Raw genomic sequence first — 17,493 nt, 5'->3', positions numbered from 1 at the left:
CGCGCAAACGGGTCACTGCTATGCTGTTGGCTGGCTACCTCTTGATGACGCTGTTTTTGATGAACTCCTTGGGTGGATTATTGGCACTACAGCATCCCAGACTCTTCTTCGGAGTCGACGAGGCCGATGCCGTCGAGGCCTTGAGCGAGCGTCTTCGCGTCGCCACCCTGCGACAGCTTGATGCGCAGACGCACCTCGTTCGCCGAGTCTGCGTGGCGCAGCGCGTCTTCGTAGGAGATCTCGCCGGCCTGATACAGTTCGAACAGCGCCTGGTCGAAGGTCTTCATACCCTGGTTGACCGACTCTTTCATGAGATCCTTCATCTTGTGGATCTCACCTTTGCGGATGAGCTCAGCCATCAGCGGCGTATTGATCAGGATTTCGACCGCTGCGCGCCGCCCTTTGCCGTCCGGCGTCGGAATCAGCTGCTGAGCGACCACCGCTTTCAGGTTCAGCGACAGATCCATATAGAGCTGGGGCCGGCGGTCTTCCGGGAAGAAGTGAATGATCCGATCCATGGCCTGGTTAGCGTTGTTGGCGTGCAGCGTGCACAGGCAAAGATGGCCGGTTTCGGCGAACGCGATGGCGTGTTCCATTGTCTCCCGAGCTCGAACCTCACCGATCAGAATGACGTCCGGCGCCTGGCGCAGGGTGTTCTTCAGCGCGATCTCAAAGGTTTCGGTATCGATGCCCACCTCACGCTGCGTGATGATGCAGCCTTCGTGCTTGTGCACAAATTCGATGGGGTCTTCGATGGTGATGATATGACCCGTGGAGTTGAGGTTTCGGTAGCCGAGCATCGAGGCCAGCGAGGTGGACTTACCGGTGCCGGTTGCGCCGACAAAGATGATCAGGCCCCGCTTCGTCATGGACAGATTCTTCAGAATCGGCGGAAGATTCAGGCTTTCAATCGTGGGAATCTTGGTTTCAATCCGGCGCAGCACCATGCCGACATGGTTGCGCTGGTAGAACGCGCTGACCCGGAAACGCCCGACTCCCTGCACGCCGATCGCGAAGTTGCACTCGTGATGGCGCTCAAACTGCTCCTTCTGACTGGGGGTCATGATGCCCAGCACAAGGTCGCGGGACTGGCCGGCAGTCAGCGGGTTCTGTGAGATCGGACTGATACGACCATGCACCTTCATCGCCACCGGCATGCCTACAGTGATAAACAGGTCAGACGCCTTTTTGTGCGCCATCAGCTTGAGGAACGAATTGAACTCCATGACCGTCTCCTACTTACTGGAACAGTTTTTTGTCGGCGGCGCGTGAGCCGGCGATCTTGCGCGACACCAGGCCTTTGTTCACCAGGTCGAGCAGACACTGATCCAGCGTCTGCATCCCGACGTTTTGACCGGTCTGGATGGCGGAGTACATCTGCGCCACCTTGTCTTCCCGGATCAGGTTTCTGATCGCTGGAATGCCGATCATGATCTCATGTGCCGCAACCCGGCCGCCGCCGTTGCGCTTGAGCAGCGTCTGCGCGACTACCGCCCGCAGCGACTCGGACAGCATCGAGCGAACCATCGGCTTTTCGCCCGCCGGGAACACGTCGATGATCCGGTCGATGGTTTTTGCCGCGGACGACGTGTGCAGCGTGCCGAACACCAGGTGACCGGTTTCCGCTGCGGTCAGCGCGAGGCGGATTGTCTCCAGGTCTCGCAGCTCCCCCACCAGCACAAAGTCAGGGTCTTCCCGCAGCGCCGAACGCAGCGCCTCGTTGAAGCCATGGGTGTCCCGATGGACCTCCCGCTGGTTGACCAGGCACTTGTTCGACTGGTGCACAAATTCTATCGGGTCTTCGATCGTTAGAATGTGACCGTGGTCGGTCTTGTTGAGATGGTCGACCATCGCCGCCAGCGTTGTGGACTTGCCCGAGCCGGTCGGTCCGGTCACGAGCACCAGGCCGCGGGGCACGGAGATGATGTCGCGAAAGATCGCGGGACAGTTGAGGTCCTCAAGCGACTTGATTTCGCTGGGAATCGTCCGGAACACGGCGCCGGATCCGCGGTTGTGATTGAACGCGTTCACGCGGAAGCGGGCCAGGCCGGGAATCTCGAAGGAGAAATCCACTTCGAGAAACTCTTCGTAGTCCTTGCGCTGCTTGTCGCTCATGATGTCGTAAATGAGCGCATGGAGGGTTTTTTGATCAAGCGCCGGCACGTTGATGCGGCGGATGTCCCCATCCACCCGGATCATAGGCGGCAGGCCCGCGGACAGGTGAAGGTCCGAGGCGTTGTTTTTTACCGAAAAGGCCAGTAGTTCAGCGATATCCATTCAAATCTCCAGGGCCGATGATGCCGGTCGGCATCAGTGCCTCCTCCCAAAGGCAGTCGATTTCGTAAAATACGTGATCAAACAGGTGGATGCAAAAAAACATTGACAACATTTGACACACCTTCACAACCTCTTATTTCGGTGAAAAAGCGAATTGCTGAAGCGGCCCGTGCCGCCGGCCGGGCCCCTGACGAAATCACCCTGCTGGCGGTCAGCAAACGCCACCCAAGCTCTGCGATTGCCTCGCTGGCTGACGCGGGTCAGCGCGCTTTCGGCGAAAACTACGTGTCCGAGGCCGTCGACAAGATCGAACGGCTGGCCGAACGGGCGCTGCAGTGGCACTTCATCGGTCCGATCCAGTCCAACAAAACGCGCTTGATTGCCCAGCATTTCAGCTGGGTGCACAGCGTCGATCGGCCCAAGATTCTGCGTCGCCTCGCTGAGGCCCGCACCTCTGATCAACCCCCGCTGAACTGCTGCCTGCAGGTCAACCTTGAAGCGGAGTCGAGCAAGAGCGGCGCAGCCGTAGAAAACGTCGGCGAGCTGGTCGAGCTAGCCACAGCACTCCCGCAGATCGCGCTTCAAGGCCTGATGTGTATTCCTCGTCTCAGCAGCGATGCTGACGAGCAGCGGGCGGTGTTTCGCCGCCTGCGGGAGCTGCGCGACTCGCTTCGGGGCACGGGCGTTGAACTCCCGGTGCTGTCGATGGGCATGAGCGGCGATCTGGAAGCGGCCATCGCCGAAGGCGCCACCATGGTCCGCATCGGCACGGCGCTGTTCGGACCGAGAACCTGACCATGGGAGCTAAGGTTTGGCCGGGAGACCGCCCCAACCCGCGGTTCGCAGGTCTTTTTTGCCTGCGGTGAAACACATAGACTGAACCCTCTGATTCACCGCTTTCGGGAGATTCATGGACCATTCCATCAGGCTGGGCTTTATCGGCGCCGGCACGGCGGCAGAATTTATGCTGCAGGGACTCGCCCGGGGCGGCTACCCCGCAACCCGCGCGGCCGTCTTTGACCCGGATGCTGACCGCTGCGGGGCTTTGCGCGACATACTCGGCGTCTCCGTGGCTGACAGCAACCAAACGTTGCTCCAAGCCGTGGATGCGGTGGTGCTGGCGGTGAAACCCCAAATGCTCGAAGAGGTTTTAGAGGAACTTGAAACCACCGACATGGCAAGTCCGCCGCTCGTCATTTCGGTGGCCGCGGGGGTGCGTACGAGCACTCTTAAGAAGCTGCTCGGCGAGCAGTGGTCGGTGGCCCGCGTGATGCCCAACACGCCGGCGCAGCTCGGCGCAGGTATCTCGGGCGTGTTCGTCACTCCCGACGCTAGCGAACAGCAGCGTCAGGTGGCCTACGATTTTGGCATGGCGGCCGGGGACGCCGTGTGGATTCCCGAGGACGCGCTGATGGACGTGGTGACCGCGGTCTCCGGCAGCGGGCCGGCCTACTACTTTCTTTTGACCGAAGTTCTCCAGCGAACGGCACAGGAGCTTGGGCTTGATCCCAACACCGCGGCGCGCCTGGCCAGCGCCACGGCGCTTGGCGCCGCCCGGATGATCGACCAGACCGGCCAGTCTCCTGCGATCCTGCGTGAGCGGGTCACCTCGCCGGGCGGCACCACGGAGCGAGCGCTGGACATCCTGCGTCACGGGGGTTTTGAGAGCCTGTTCCAGGAGGCTGTGGTCGGCGCGGCTATTCGCGGCCGCGAGCTTGCCGAAGACATGGAAGACTGACATGGGTGGTTACTTCGGCAACGCTGGGGTGTTCCTGGTCAACATCGTGTTCGGTTTTTTTATCGCGGTGCTGCTGCTGCGGGTGTTGCTGCAGCTGGTCCGCGCCAACTTTTTTAATCCGGTTTGCCAGTTTCTGGTCAAGATCACCAATCCGGTGCTGATGCCGCTGCGCCGCATCATTCCGAACTGGGGGCGGGTAGAGCTGTCCGCCATCCTGCTGGCCTGGCTGCTGAAATCGCTGCAAACGGTCATCGTGCTGGGCATCTTGGGCTCATCAGCTCCCGCGCTGAACATCGTGGCCATCGCCGCTGTCGAGCTGCTGGACCTCGTCATCACCATTTTTCTCGTCGTTATTTTTATTCGGGTGATCCTGAGCTGGGTCGCGCCTCAAGGGGACAACCCGGTCCTGCCGCTGCTCTACCAGCTTTCCGCGCCGATTCTGAACCCTGCCAGGCGCATCGTTCCGCTGATCGGCGGCCTCGATCTTTCTCCAGTCCTAGCGATTGTGGTGCTGCAGCTCGCCCGCATGCTGGTGGTGGCGCCGCTGATGGATCTGGCAAGAGCCCTGTGAGAGGCGAGTTGCGGGCCGTGGCGCCCGGTCGAGGGGCGGAGTAATATCTTCGTCCGATTTCAGCGGAGATTATCGTGAGAACCGTTTTTCTGCTCCTCGCCGCGCTTGGCGTGTGTTTTCTGCAGCCCGTTAAGTCCGAACAGTTTGTCGCAGCGGACGGGATCCAGGTTCACTACAGCGCCGTGAGCGCCGCCAATCTTCCCGCCGCCATGGCCAGCTCGCTTGGACTCAAGCGCGCCAAAAATCAGGCGCTCCTGCATGTGTCGGTGTTGCGGATGGATGCGGACTCCGGGCTGGGCCAGGCAATCGAAGGCCAGGTCAAAGCGAGCGCCATCAACTCCACCGGAGCTCGGCAGAACATCGCAATGCGCCGCATGGCCGACGCGGGCACCGTCTCCTATGTTGGCATCGTTCGTGTCGCGGACCGCGATACGCTGGACTTTTCCCTCGACGTTCGGCCGGAGGGCAGCAGCGAGCCGGTTGCGGTGGCGTTCAGCCAGCAGTTTTTCGTTGACTGATCCCAAGCTAGCAACCGTCTGGAACCTGATCTTGAAACAACAGCCGGACAGCGGTAGCCGGCCCTGCAACTTTGTGGAGGTACTCAGTGGCTGAACGCACCGGGGATTTCGCCATGGCGGACGTTAGCGGCAAGGCCGTCACCACCCGCCGGGCGCTGGCCATGGGCCGAATTGTGCTCGGCCCCCATGCCTACGAGCCGGTGGTGAGCCGGACGCTGCCCAAGGGAGACGCGCTCACGCTGGCAGAAATTGCCGGTATTCAGGGGGCCAAGCAGACGCCTTCCCTGATTCCACTCTGCCATCCGATCAACCTCAATCGCGTGATCGTTCGGCACCGGGCCCTGCCCGACGAAAAAGCGGTAGGTATCTACTGCCTGGCGGAAATCGCCGAGCGGACCGGCGTTGAAATGGAAGCGCTCACCGGCGCCAGCGTGGCGCTTCTGACCGTGTGGGACCTGGCCAAACCGCTGGAGCCGGCGCTTGGGATCGAGGCCGTCACCCTGCGCTACAAGTCCGGCGGTAAGTCAGGGGAATGGATTCATCCCGACGGCCTGGACGACTTCGCTCGCCAGATGCTCGAGCAGGCGAAATGACCACCCACGGGCTCAGCGCCCTCCTGGCGGCGCTGGACCAGCTGCCGCCAGACCGCGAGGTGGTGCTGGCGACGGTCATCGACACCCAGGGGTCGAGCTACCGCAAGCCGGGCGCCCGTATGCTCATCGATCTGGCCGAGCACCGCCTGACCGGCATTGTCGGCGGCGGTTGTTTTGATGACGATCTGATCGAGCACGCCCGCGAGGTGGCCGGCAGCGGTCAGTGCAAGGTAGCGTTCTACGACATGCGCGCCGACGACGACGTGCTCTGGGGCCTCGGCATGGGCTGCAACGGGGCGGTTCGCGTATTCCTGCAGCCGGTGCGCACCGATCACCCGATCATCGAGCTGCTCACCCGGCTGGCCGAACCCGGGGGCGTGGTGAGCACCTGCCTTGAGAGCGGCGACTGCTGGGAAGACTCCGCGGAGGCTACGCCGGGGTTATCACATCAGGACGATCGCGAGATCTACACCGCGCACATCCCGCCGCGTTTTCGGCTGGGGATTTTTGGCACCGGATCAGACGTCATTCCTCTCGTCCAGCTGGCAGACCAGCTGGACTGGCACGTGACGCTTTGGGATCACCGTCCCGGCAAAGCGAAGCCCGAACGATTTCCGCTGGCCGCCAAGGTCGCCCCCTTCGAAGATTTCGAGGTGGAGGACGCGTCCCGCTGTCAGGCGCTGCTGGTGATGAGCCACAACTTTGACGCCGATCGCCGCTTTCTCAACGCGGTGGCCGAGCTCGGCGTTCCGTTTATCGGTTCCTTGGGTCCGGCGGCGCGGCGCGAGCGGCTGCTGGAAGAAATGACCAGCGTGCCGGACGGCTTCGCGGCGCGGCTTGTCGGCCCGGTAGGCCTCGATCTCGGGGGTGATCTGCCCGAAGAAATTGCCCTTTCGGTGGTGAGCCAGCTGCAGGCATTCCGGCTGAGCCGCAGCGGCCAGTCGCTGGCGGGCGGCGCCGACAGCGGTCCCGGCGGGTGACATCCGACGGGACCACCCGCTATCACGGCCACCTGGCTCTCGACGGCTTTGACGAAAGGTCGCAGGAACGCCTTAGCCAGGCTCGGGTGCTGCTGGTGGGACTGGGCGGCGTGGGTAGCCCCGCCGTGCAGTACCTAGCGGCAGCGGGGATCGGCGAGCTGCGAATCTGCGATTTTGATCGGGTCAGCGAAAGCAATCTCAGTCGCCAGCTCCTCTACCGTCAGCAGGACGTGGACCGGCCCAAAACCGAAGCGGCGAGCGAAGCGCTCAAGGCGCTCAATCCAACGATCAAGATCACCACAACCCGACAACGTATCGACACGGACAAGGCCGCCGACATCGGTGGCGACTGTACCCTTTGGCTGGATACCAGCGACAGCTGGGCAACCCGAATGGCCATCAATGAAGCCGCGCTGCGCTGTCGGACTCCCTGGGTGATGGCCGCAGCCGTCCGCCGGGAGGGTCAGCTGGCGCTGTTTCGACCGGACCTGGGACCCAACGAGGCCTGCTACGCCTGCATCTATGGCAGGGCGGCCAACACGATGGACGATTGTGCCGGTGCGGGTGTGCTGTCGACCGTCGCGGGCAGTGTGGGCCTGGCGGCCGCGCAGCTTGCCATCAATCATCTGATCGGGGCGCCGACGCCGCGAGGGCTTCAGCTGTTCGACGGCAACTCGCTGCGCTGGCGTGGGGTGGCGCTGGCGCGCGATCCCGATTGCCGTGTCTGCTGAATCCGAACTCTGGGCGGTTGTGGTGGCGGCTGGTGGCTCCAACCGGCTGGGTAGACCCAAGCAGGCGCTGGAGCTGAATGGACTGACCCTCCTGGAGCGAGCCGTGACGGCCGCGCAGGAGGTGGTCGGAGACCGAGTCGTCTGCGTCCTTGGCGCCTGGCAGCCGCCGACGCCCCTGCCCTGCCTCACGGTGCTCCACGAGCGGTGGCGGGACGGCATGGCCAGCTCGCTCGTGGCCGGACTGCAGGAGGTACCGTCAGCGGCCAGCACGCTGATCACCCTGTGCGACCAGCCGGCCGTCGGCGCTGAGCAGCTGGAGAAGTTATTGAGGGCGCACCGGCGTCAGCCGGCAAGCATTGTCGCCGCCGACTACGGCGATCGAGCTGGCGTCCCGGCGGTCTTTCCGGCGCATCTGCGAGAACGGCTTTTGAGCTTGAGCGGCGACCGCGGCGCGCGGGATTTGCTAAGCGATGCGACGCTGACGCAGCTCCGAATCCCGATGCCCGAAGCGCTGCTGGACATCGATACACCCGGAGACTGGGCGCGACTGACCGGCGACGCGTAGCCGGCTCGGTGAGCGGATCAGCTTGGGTCTGGTGGGCCGTCTGCCGCGCTCTGTTCGCAGTTGACCCAGCCGGAATCGCCTTCCTGATAGAACTCCTTTTTCCAGATCGGCAGGCGCACCTTGATCTGGTCGATGGCGTAGCGGCAGGCGTCGAAGGCCGCGGCTCGATGATGCGCCACGGCGCCGACCCAGACCGCCAGGCCGCCGATGGCGAGATGGCCGGCCGCATGCACCGCCGCCACGTCGACCACCTCGAATCGTTCCCGGGCCTCGGCCAGCACCTTCTCGCCCTCACTTTGCGCCAGCGGGCGATAGACCTCGTATTCGAGCGCCTGCACCTGGCGGCCGTCCTGATGGTTGCGCACCCAGCCCTCAAACGACACATAGCCGCCGCAGGTCGGATTCGCCAGCCGCGCGGCGAGCTCCTGCGGTTGCAGCGGGCCTTCAGCGATCTCAAACATGCTCAGCCTCCCGCAACCGGTGGAAAAAACAGCACCCTATCGCCACGGCTTAGCGGCGCCTCCCAGCTCGCCATCTCGTCGTTGATGGCCACCAGCGACGCCTCAAACCGCTCCAGGCCCGGATAGCGCGCCTGACACTCGGCAAACAGCTCGGCGGGACTGGACGCTTCGGTGCTGACCGCCTCGGTGTCGCTGCCCGTGACGTCACGGTACAGCGCAAAATAGCTGACAGAGAGCTCCATCGTTATCCTCCGATTCGGTACATTTCCACTTTGCCGTCACCCTCAAGTTCCGGCTCCGCCTGGGCGCTGCGAATCTCGCTGTAGCGATCGGCCCGGCGACGCCAGATAACGCTGATGGCTTCACGCAGCTCGTCGTCGCTGACACCGTTGCGCAGCATCGGTCGCAGCGGTGCCCCGTGGGTGGCAAAAAGGCAGGTGTAAAGCCCACCATCCGACGACAGACGAGCCCGGTTGCAGTCGCCGCAGAAGGGCTGGCTGACCGAACTGATCAGGCCAAATTCGCCGGCCCCGTCGGCGTAACGGAAACGCCGCGCGACCTCGCCACGATACCGGGCGTCCAGCGCCTCGACCGGCCACCGCTCAGCAATTTGCTCGAGCAGTTCGGCACTGGAGACCACCTCGTCTTTCACCCAGCCGTTGCGGGTCCCAACGTCCATGTATTCGATCATCCGGACCACGACGCCGGTGCCTCGAAAATGATCCAGCAGATCCAGCACGCCGTGATCGTTCACGCCTTTCTGCACAACCGCGTTGACCTTGACCGGCGCCAGGCCCACCGCCAGCGCCGCGCGGATTCCAGCCAGCGCCTTCTCGAGGTCCCCGCGACCGCCCGACATGCTGGTGAACACCTCCGGGTCGACGCTGTCCAGGCTCACCGTAATCCGCCGGAGGCCCGCCTCCTTAAGCGCCTGGGCGCGCGCCGCCAGCAGCACCCCGTTGGTGGTGAGCGCCAAGTCCGCGAGCTCATCGATCGCGCTCACGCCCCGGATGATCTCCTCCAGGTCCCGCCGCAGGAGCGGCTCGCCGCCGGTGAGGCGGATCTTTTCCACGCCCAGGTCCACCATCACCCGCGCAACGCGGGTAATCTCCTCGGCCGTCAGCCGCAGACTTCGGTCGATGAACCGGTAGTCCTCGGTAAACAGCTCCGCCGGCATGCAGTAGGGGCAGCGAAAGTTACAGCGGTCGATCAGTGAGATGCGTAAATCCCGCAGCGGGCGACGCCGCGTGTCGTGCACTACCATGGAAAAAAGGCGAGCTCGACGCCGGCCTTAAACACCCGCTGTTCAGACGGTAGTTCGCAGAACCCAGAGCTGCCCGCGAGCGCAAAAAAGTCTCCCGAGGTGTTGAGTTCGAGGGGCTTGGCCTGGGCGCTCCCAGGCAGCAGGTTGACTGGCACAAAACGCGTCATATCGTTGCTGAAGCTGAGACTGGAAGCCAGCTCCACCCGGCGCGGCGGCATCACCTCATCGCTCATGGCCCGCAGCGCGGGCTCGACGTAGCGGTGAAAGCAGACGAGCGCCGACACCGGATTGCCCGGAAGCGCAAAGACCGGCTGACCCGTGGGACCCACACCAAACCACATCGGTTTGCCCGGCTTCTGGTTGACGCGGTGGAACTGCTTTTTGACGCCCAGGTTTTCCAGCACCCCCGGCACATGGTCAAAACGCCCCCGGGATACGCCGCCGGTCAGGATGATCAGGTCAAAGTCTTCGAGACCGCGCGCCAGCTCGGCGGCGATCAACTCAGGGTCGTCGCGCAGGTGGACGCGGGACACTTCGGTCAGGCCCATACCCGTGAGCCGGCCGGCGATCGCGTAATCGTTCGCCATGCGGATCTGATGTGCCGCCACGGGGTTTCCGGGTTCGACCAGCTCGTCGCCGGTGGCCACCACCAGCGCGCTGGGCCAGCGCCGAACGCTGACCTCGCCGCGACCCACGGACGCCAGCACCGCGAGCTCTGGCCCCCGGATGAGCGTGCCGGGCTGCAGGAGAACCTGTCCGATGGGGTAATCGGTGCCGCGGCGGTGGACAAAGCGCCAGGGCGAAATGTCCTCCGGACTGCCCAGCGTGGCAACACCATCTTTCAGCGTGATGTCTTCAACCGGTACCACGCTGTCGCAGCCCCGCGGCATGACAGAACCGGTCATCACCTCGAGGCAATGGTCGGGTGCCGTCAGCTCGGGCTGCGGCTGCCCGGCGCCATGGACGCCGCCGACCGGAAAACTCACCTGTCCCGCCGCCACCGCCTCCGAGCGCAGCGCAATGCCGTCCATCGTGACGCGGTCGAAAGGCGGCTGATCGCGGTCAGCCGCCACCGTTTCGGCCAGGCGGCGCCCGTAGGCCCGCTCCAGGGGTACCTGAGCCACCCGTCCCTGGGGCATGGCAGCGGCGATAATTCGGGTGACTTCGTCAGGGGTAATCAACGTATTGGGCATCTCGGGGGGGCGTGTCGAAAACGTCCGGTGCATTAATTTTACGCAGTTGCGGAGAGTATGAGAACCGGGAGTCGCGCGGATCTTCGCCAGCCACCGGCCCTGTCTGGGCTCAGCACCGCCCGACGTCCGCAGCTGACCCGACCGCGCTGGTATACTGCCGCGCTTTGCGTCAGCGAGCCGTCATGACCTCAGCCTCTACATCCACCCGTCGCGCACTCATCAGCGTCTCTGACAAAACCGGCATCGTCGACCTGGCCCGGGAGCTCAGCGACCTGGGCCTGTCGATTCTGTCCACCGGCGGCACCGCCCGGACCTTGGCGGACGCAGGCATTCCCGTCACTCAGGTGGGTGACCACACCGGCTTTCCGGAGATTATGGGAGGGCGCGTCAAGACGCTGCACCCGAAGATTCATGGCGGCATCCTGGGGCGGCGCGAGCAGGATGCACAGGTGATGGCCGATATGGAGATCGACCCGATCGACGTTGTGGTGGTCAACCTTTACCCGTTCGAAGCAACCATCGCCGCGGGTGCGGATTACGCAGAAGCGGTGGAACAGATCGATATCGGTGGACCGGCCATGGTCCGGGCGGCGGCCAAAAACCACGCGGCCGTGAGCATTGTCGTCGACCCGGCCGACTATGGTGACGTGGTCACCGAGCTCAAGGAGCATGGCGCCACCAGCGAAACCCTGCGGCGCCGGCTGGCCGCCACCGCCTACGCGCATACGGCCGCCTACGACAGCGCCATCGCCGGCTGGCTGAACGGTGAAAGTGGCCAGCGGTTTCCCTCGACTCTGACCCTGGGCTACCGTCACGGTGAAATCCTGCGTTACGGCGAGAATCCCCATCAGCAGGGGGCCTTCTATCGGCAGAACCACCCGCCGGCCGGCAGCCTGGCCGCGGCGGAACTGATCCAGGGCAAAGCCCTTTCGTACAACAATCTGGGTGACGCTGACGCGGCGCTCCAGTGCGCCCAGGCGTTCGTCGAGGCACCGGCCGTCTGCGTCATCGTGAAACACGCCAACCCGTGCGGTGTGGCGGTCGCAGAGGACCTGTCGACCGCCTACGGGCGCGCGTTTGCCACGGACCCGACGTCGGCGTTTGGGGGAATCATCGCCTTCAATCAGACCGTCGAACAGCCGCTGGTCGAAGAAATCCTGGACCAGCAGTTTGTGGAAGTCATCATTGCGCCCGCCTTTAGCGAAGGTGCGGAGGAAGCCCTCAAACGCAAGCCAAACGTTCGGGTTCTTGCGACCGGACGATGGCCGGACTCGCCGCCAGCCGGCTACGATTTCCGCCCGGTCGGCGGCGGGCTGATCATACAGGACGTGGACGCCGGGCAGGTCTCAGAGGCTGAGCTCAAGGTTGTCACGGAAAAGGCCCCGACGGCGGCCCAGCTGGGAGATTTGCTGTTCGCCTGGCGGGTCGGCAAATTTGTCAAATCGAACGCCATCGTTTATGCGCGGGATCTGCAGACTGTCGGCGTGGGTGCCGGTCAGATGAGCCGGGTCATCAGCGCCAAGATCGCCGGGCTGAAGGCCGAGCAGGAGGGCCTGGAAGTGCCCGGCGCCGTGATGGCGTCAGACGCCTTTTTTCCCTTCCGTGACGGCATCGACGCAGCGGCGACAGCGGGCATCAGCGCCGTGATCCAGCCGGGTGGCTCGATGAGGGACACCGAAGTGATCGATGCGGCCAACGAGCACGGCCTCGCGATGGTCTTCACCGGCATGCGTCATTTTCGCCACTGATGAAGGTTCTGGTTGTCGGCAGCGGAGGAAGGGAGCACGCGCTGGCCTGGCGTTGCGCGCAGGATGAATCGGTCGATCGCGTACTCGTTGCGCCCGGGAACGCGGGCACCGAGGGGGAGCCCAAAATTCGGAACGTGGACGTCGCCAGCGACGATATAGCAGGCCTGATTGCGCTGGCCAGCCGAGAACTGGTTGATCTCACGATCATTGGGCCGGAGCAACCGCTGGTCGCCGGTGTCGTCGATGCCTTCCAGGACGCTGGGCTACGCTGCTTTGGACCCAGCGCCGCTGCAGCAAAGCTCGAAGGCTCCAAAGCCTTTAGCAAAGCCTTTATGCAGCGCCACCACATCCCGACGGCCGCATTCCAGACCTTCGAAGCGCTGGAGCCGGCGTTGGCCTATCTCGAAGCGGTCGGCGCGCCGGTTGTGGTGAAAGCGGACGGGCTGGCGGCGGGTAAGGGGGTGGTCGTTGCCCAATCGCTCGAGCAGGCCGAGACGGCGGTCCGCGACATGCTCGCTGGAAATCGCTTCGGCGCCGCCGGCCACCGTGTGGTGATCGAGGAGTTTGTCCAGGGTGAGGAGGCCAGCTTCATCGCCCTTTGTGACGGCAGCAACGCCCTGCCGCTCGCCACCTCACAGGATCACAAAGCGGCCTTCGACGGCGACACCGGCCCCAACACCGGCGGCATGGGCGCCTACTCCCCCGCGCCGGTGGTCACCGCGGCGCTGCATCACAAGATTATGGATGAGGTGATCACCCCGACGCTGAAGGGCATGGCTGAGGAAGGCCAGCCGTTTGTCGGCTTCCTCTACGCCGGCGTGATGATCACGCCCGCCGGCGAGCTGCGGGTGCTGGAGTTTAATGTCCGCTTCGGCGACCCAGAAACCCAGCCGGTCATGATGCGGCTTCAGTCCAGCCTCGCCGCCCACTGCAATGACGCCCTGGACGGCGACCTGCAGAACACGCCCATCCAGTGGGCCCCGCAGACCTGTCTCGGTGTGGTAATGGCAGCTAGCGGCTATCCCGGGAGCTACCCGACCGGCCAGGTTATCCACGGGCTGGATGACGTCCAGCTACCGACCAAGGTCTTCCACGCCGGCACGAGCCGGCAGGGTGAGCAAACCGTCACGGCGGGCGGGCGGGTGCTGTGCGTCTGTGGCCTGGGCGGGTCGGTCGCTGAAGCGCGAGACGCCGCCTACGGCGCCGTAGACGCCATCCGCTGGACCGACTGCCAGTATCGCAGCGACATCGGCCACCGAGCGTTGAACGCCTCTTAAAGAGCGTCGATCAACGCCTCCTGGCGCTTGCGCATCGCCTCGTCAGGCACCGCGCCCATGGCTGCACCCATGTTGTCGACGACGTGCTTGGTTTTTCGTGTGCCCGGAATTGGGCAGGTCACCGCGGGGTGGCCTAGCAGGTACTTCAGGAAAAACTGGCCCCAGGTCTGGCAATCAAACTCGGCGGCCCACTCGGGCAACGCCTGACCAGCGGTTTTTTCAAACAGGCGGCCTCGACCGAACGGCAGGTTCACCAAGACCGCGATGCCCCGTTCCTGAGCCATCGGGAGAAGCCGATCGGCGGCCTGGCGATCGTCCAGCGAATAGTTTAGCTGGACAAAGTCCAGCGGCTCGCTACGCAACACGTTTTCCAGCTGTTCGAACTGCTCGTGCCGCGAGGTGGTGACGCCGACGTACTTGATCAATCCGTCGGTCTGCGCCTCCCGCAGCGCCGGCAGCAGCGTATCCAGCGCGCGCAGGTTGTGGACCTGGATCAGCTCGGCCTGATCGGTCTTGAGCTTTTCCAGCGAGGTGGCCATTTGGCGGGGCCCGTCCATACGGCCGTCAACCTTGGTGGCAAAGAACAGCTCGTCCCGGATGCCCAGCTCGTCGGTCAGTTCGCCGAGGACCGATTCGGAGACCCCTTTGCCGTAGGACGGCGCGGTATCGATCAGCTGCCCGCCCAGCCGGACGAACTCGGCCAACGTGGCCTTGAGCGGCGCTTTGGCCTCCGCGCCGGTGACGCCGTAGCGGTTGGTGCCAATCCCCATGGCCACCAGCTGCTCGCCGCTGGCCGGGATCGTTCGTGAAATCAGGCCGTCTGAAGCAAAGCCAGACGAGCTGAGGCTCAGGCTCGCGGCGGCGCCGCCCGCTGCCAGGAGCTGTCTACGGGTGAACATGTTGGATCTCCCCTAACGTTTTTACTTGAGGAACGGCACATTATATCCCCATGAGCCAACGCAGAAAGGCGGCCACCGCACTGAGCACCAGCACGCCGGCGAGCCAGAGTCCGGCGAACCAGGCTAGCCGGGTGCCCCGACCGCTCATCAGTGATACCCCTCGCCAGCTTTGAGTTTGCCTCGGAACACCCAGTAGGCGTAGCCCGTGTAGGCGAGGATCATCGGCAGCAGGATCACGGTCCCGATCAGCAGAAACCGCAGCGACGAGTCGGGTGCAGCCGCGTCCCAGATCGTCAGCGAGCGGGGCACCACGTAGGGAAAGAGGCTGACCGCCAGGCCGGCGTAGCTGGCGAGAAACAGTCCCAGCGTTGCGCTGAACGGCCACCAATCGCGCTGCTTGCGCAAGCCTTCGAGCAGCAGGATCGCCAGGACCGCGACCAGGAGCGGAATCGGCCACAGGTGCAGCAGGTTTTCCGAGCTGAACCACCGGTCGGCGATTTCCTGACTCTGCATCGGCGTCCACAGGCTCACCGTGCCGATCAGCGCCAGCATGCCCACCGCCAGCGGCAGCGCCATCTGGTAGGCGCGCTGGCGAAGCGCTCCGTCAGATTTCATGATCAGCCAGCCCGACCCGAGCAGCGCATACCCAACGCTCACGGCTACCCCGGTCATCACGCTAAAAGGTGTCAGCCAGTCAAACCAGCCGCCGCCGTAAGATCGGTTATCCACCTCGATGCCCTGCACAAAAGCGCCCAGGATCAGTCCCTGACAAAAGGCTGCCAGCAGGGACCCCGCGGTAAAGCTGAAGTCCCAGAGCGCCCGGTGGTCGGGGTCACGCCAGCGAAACTCAAACGCCACACCGCGGAAGACCAGCCCCAGCAGCATCGCCGTCAGCGGCGCATAAAAAGCGGTCATCAGCACGCCGTAGGCCAGCGGGAACGCGGCAAACAGGCCGCCGCCGCCCAGCACCAGCCAGGTTTCGTTGCCGTCCCACACCGGGGCGATGGAGTTCATCGCGCGATCACGGTCGTCCCCAACGTCGAGCATCGGAAACACGATACCGATACCCAGGTCGAACCCGTCCATGATCACGTACAGCAGGACGGCTAGCGTCAGCACACCGGCCCAGATCAGTGCCAGATCGGTCACTGCGCGACCGCCCCGCCGTCAAATTCCCGTGCGGTGGCCGCCGCCGGCGCAACGCGGGTGGGCTCGTGGGACGCCACCGGCTCCTCGCCTGGCAGCGGCGGGCGGCGCAGCATACGGAGGACGTACCAGGTCCCCATCCCGAACACGAGCAGATAGACCACCACAAACGCCAGCAGCGAGGCCATCGTTGCCGGGGCTCCGATCGGCGACACCGAGTCCGCGGTCCTCAGCAGACCATAGACCGTGTAGGGCTGACGGCCGACTTCTGTGGTGATCCAGCCGGCCAGCACGGCGATAAATCCGGACGGCCCCATCCAAAGCACCATGCGCTGGAAGGCACGAGTGTCATAGAGCAATTTGCGGTAACGCAGCCAGAGGCTGACCACGCCAACCAGCAGCATCAGCATCCCAATCCCGATCATGATCCGAAAGCTGTAGAAGACAATGGGCACATTCGGCCAGTCCTCACGCGGAAACGCATCGAGACCCCTGACTTCGCCGTCGAGCTCATGCGTGAGGATGAGGCTGCCGAGTCTGGGGATCTCGAGCGCCAGTTTGGTTTCCCCCGCCTCGGTATCCGGGACACCAAAAAGGATCAGCGGCGCGCCCCGCTGCGTCGCAAAGTGCCCTTCCATGGCGGCGATTTTGGCCGGCTGATACTCGAAGGTATTCAGGCCGTGCAGGTCGCCAGCGGCAATCTGCAGCGGCGTGACCAGCGCCGCCATCCACAGCGCCATCGAGAACATCACCCGGGCCGCCGCATTCCTTTTATCTCGGAGCAGGTGGTAGGCGCCCGCCGCACCCACCGCAAAAGCGGTGGTGAGGTACGCCGCCAGCACCATGTGCACCAGCCGATAGGGAAAGGACGGATTGAAAACCACTTCGAACCAGTTTTCGGGCACGTACTGGCCGGCCTCGTTGACGCTGAAGCCCGCGGGGGTGTGCATCCAGCTGTTGACCGACAGGATCCAGAACGCCGAGATCAGCGTGCCGATGGCAACCATCAGTGTGGCCATATAGTGAAGCCGCGGGCCAACCCGGCCCATGCCAAAAAGCATGACGCCCAGGAATCCAGCCTCGAGAAAAAATGCGGTCAACACCTCGTAGCCCATCAAGGGCCCAAGGATCGGTCCGGTGCGATCGGAGAACACGCTCCAGTTCGTGCCGAACTGGTAGCTCATCACAATGCCGGAAACAACGCCCATGCCAAACACGACGGCAAAGACCTTCATCCAGTATTTAAAGAGCCTAAGATAGACCTGTCGACCCGTTTTGAGATGCAGGCCTTCCAGGACCGCCAGGTAGCTGGCCAAACCAATGGAAAACGCGGGAAAAATGATGTGAAACGCGATGGTGAACGCGAACTGTATCCGGGCCAGCAGGGTGGCATCCAGGAAATCCATGGTGTAGCTGTCACCTCGGCCGGTATCCAGTATGCGCCGGCCAAACGCACCCACTCCCTAGGGCATAGATGGGTCTCCCCAAAGAAATTTCAAGAGGAACACCCCGAGCCGGGTTTCCGGCGTTAC

At 63.9% G+C, this 17,493-nt stretch carries 19 protein-coding genes; 10 read left to right on the top strand and 9 right to left on the bottom strand.

Translation table 11 applies throughout. The features are described 5' to 3' along the window. Nucleotides 1-86: 86 nt before the first annotated feature. Together AAF358_11300 and AAF358_11295 are read right to left on the bottom strand one after the other, a co-directional pair. Entirely contained in the window at nucleotides 87-1,226 is a 1,140-nt protein-coding gene (locus tag AAF358_11300) for a PilT/PilU family type 4a pilus ATPase (protein MEM7706133.1), read from the bottom strand. A 13-nt stretch (nucleotides 1,227-1,239) separates the two neighbouring features. Continuing rightward, entirely contained in the window at nucleotides 1,240-2,277 is a 1,038-nt protein-coding gene (locus AAF358_11295; protein MEM7706132.1) for a type IV pilus twitching motility protein PilT, read from the bottom strand. 102 nt (nucleotides 2,278-2,379) lie between these two features. Here AAF358_11295 and AAF358_11290 point away from each other — a divergent pair, with 102 nt between their 5' ends. From AAF358_11290 to AAF358_11255, 8 genes are all read left to right on the top strand, one after another. Next, nucleotides 2,380-3,072 (top strand): YggS family pyridoxal phosphate-dependent enzyme, encoded by a 693-nt coding sequence (locus tag AAF358_11290; protein MEM7706131.1) that lies wholly within the window; start codon nucleotides 2,380-2,382, stop codon nucleotides 3,070-3,072. Nucleotides 3,073-3,187: 115 nt separating this feature from the next. After that, a complete protein-coding gene (gene proC, locus AAF358_11285) occupies nucleotides 3,188-4,015 on the top strand; it encodes a pyrroline-5-carboxylate reductase (GenBank protein ID MEM7706130.1) in 828 nt (275 codons plus the stop codon). Between the two features lies 1 nt (nucleotide 4,016). Further along, a complete protein-coding gene (locus AAF358_11280) occupies nucleotides 4,017-4,586 on the top strand; it encodes a YggT family protein (GenBank protein MEM7706129.1) in 570 nt (189 codons plus the stop codon). A gap of 74 nt (nucleotides 4,587-4,660) precedes the next feature. Next, on the top strand, nucleotides 4,661-5,104 hold the full coding sequence (locus AAF358_11275; GenBank protein MEM7706128.1) for a DUF4426 domain-containing protein: 444 nt from the start codon (nucleotides 4,661-4,663) through the stop codon (nucleotides 5,102-5,104). A gap of 86 nt (nucleotides 5,105-5,190) precedes the next feature. Further along, nucleotides 5,191-5,697: a cyclic pyranopterin monophosphate synthase MoaC gene (gene moaC / locus AAF358_11270; protein ID MEM7706127.1), complete on the top strand. Its 507-nt coding sequence runs from the start codon at nucleotides 5,191-5,193 to the stop codon at nucleotides 5,695-5,697. Next, complete coding sequence (locus AAF358_11265; GenBank protein ID MEM7706126.1) at nucleotides 5,694-6,677, top strand: XdhC family protein; 984 nt, start codon at nucleotides 5,694-5,696, stop codon at nucleotides 6,675-6,677. Before moaC ends, AAF358_11265 begins: the two co-directional genes overlap by 4 nt. Beyond that, the gene (locus AAF358_11260; GenBank protein MEM7706125.1) at nucleotides 6,674-7,408 is read left to right on the top strand and encodes a HesA/MoeB/ThiF family protein; all 735 of its coding nucleotides are present in this window, start codon (nucleotides 6,674-6,676) and stop codon (nucleotides 7,406-7,408) included. Before AAF358_11265 ends, AAF358_11260 begins: the two co-directional genes overlap by 4 nt. After that, entirely contained in the window at nucleotides 7,398-7,973 is a 576-nt protein-coding gene (locus AAF358_11255) for a nucleotidyltransferase family protein (GenBank protein ID MEM7706124.1), read from the top strand. Before AAF358_11260 ends, AAF358_11255 begins: the two co-directional genes overlap by 11 nt. 17 nt (nucleotides 7,974-7,990) lie before the next feature. On the opposite strand, the gene AAF358_11250 is transcribed toward AAF358_11255, so the two are convergent. Genes AAF358_11250 through AAF358_11235 form a run of 4 tightly spaced genes read right to left on the bottom strand, consistent with a single transcriptional unit; the run spans nucleotide 7,991 to nucleotide 10,924 of the window. Further along, nucleotides 7,991-8,434, bottom strand: a complete 444-nt coding sequence (locus AAF358_11250) for a molybdenum cofactor biosynthesis protein MoaE (protein ID MEM7706123.1) — start codon at nucleotides 8,432-8,434, stop codon at nucleotides 7,991-7,993. 2 nt (nucleotides 8,435-8,436) lie between these two features. Next, complete coding sequence (locus AAF358_11245; GenBank protein MEM7706122.1) at nucleotides 8,437-8,676, bottom strand: MoaD/ThiS family protein; 240 nt, start codon at nucleotides 8,674-8,676, stop codon at nucleotides 8,437-8,439. Nucleotides 8,677-8,678: 2 nt separating this feature from the next. Further along, nucleotides 8,679-9,698, bottom strand: coding sequence for a GTP 3',8-cyclase MoaA (gene moaA, locus AAF358_11240; GenBank protein ID MEM7706121.1), 1,020 nt, complete (start codon nucleotides 9,696-9,698; stop codon nucleotides 8,679-8,681). Next, on the bottom strand, nucleotides 9,692-10,924 hold the full coding sequence (locus AAF358_11235; GenBank protein ID MEM7706120.1) for a molybdopterin molybdotransferase MoeA: 1,233 nt from the start codon (nucleotides 10,922-10,924) through the stop codon (nucleotides 9,692-9,694). The genes moaA and AAF358_11235 overlap by 7 nt, the downstream gene beginning before the upstream one ends. A 149-nt stretch (nucleotides 10,925-11,073) precedes the next feature. Here AAF358_11235 and purH point away from each other — a divergent pair, with 149 nt between their 5' ends. Together purH and purD are read left to right on the top strand one after the other, a co-directional pair. Beyond that, complete coding sequence (gene purH / locus AAF358_11230) at nucleotides 11,074-12,639, top strand: bifunctional phosphoribosylaminoimidazolecarboxamide formyltransferase/IMP cyclohydrolase (GenBank protein MEM7706119.1); 1,566 nt, start codon at nucleotides 11,074-11,076, stop codon at nucleotides 12,637-12,639. After that, a complete protein-coding gene (gene purD / locus AAF358_11225) occupies nucleotides 12,639-13,916 on the top strand; it encodes a phosphoribosylamine--glycine ligase (protein MEM7706118.1) in 1,278 nt (425 codons plus the stop codon). Before purH ends, purD begins: the two co-directional genes overlap by 1 nt. On the opposite strand, the gene AAF358_11220 is transcribed toward purD, so the two are convergent. The 3 genes from AAF358_11220 to AAF358_11210 form a co-directional block, all read right to left on the bottom strand. Beyond that, nucleotides 13,913-14,815: an aldo/keto reductase gene (locus tag AAF358_11220; GenBank protein ID MEM7706117.1), complete on the bottom strand. Its 903-nt coding sequence runs from the start codon at nucleotides 14,813-14,815 to the stop codon at nucleotides 13,913-13,915. The two genes, purD and AAF358_11220, sit on opposite strands and share 4 nt — an antisense overlap. A 147-nt stretch (nucleotides 14,816-14,962) precedes the next feature. Further along, on the bottom strand, nucleotides 14,963-15,964 hold the full coding sequence (gene cydB / locus AAF358_11215) for a cytochrome d ubiquinol oxidase subunit II (GenBank protein ID MEM7706116.1): 1,002 nt from the start codon (nucleotides 15,962-15,964) through the stop codon (nucleotides 14,963-14,965). Continuing rightward, a complete protein-coding gene (locus AAF358_11210) occupies nucleotides 15,961-17,367 on the bottom strand; it encodes a cytochrome ubiquinol oxidase subunit I (GenBank protein MEM7706115.1) in 1,407 nt (468 codons plus the stop codon). The genes cydB and AAF358_11210 overlap by 4 nt, the downstream gene beginning before the upstream one ends. Between the last annotated feature and the right edge of the window lie 126 nt (nucleotides 17,368-17,493).

The organism is Pseudomonadota bacterium, assembly GCA_039033415.1.
Taxonomy (GTDB): domain Bacteria; phylum Pseudomonadota; class Gammaproteobacteria; order Xanthomonadales; family SZUA-38; genus JANQOZ01.
The sequence above is the reverse complement of the archived record's forward strand: the minus strand, read 5'-3'. Positions and strand labels throughout refer to the sequence as shown.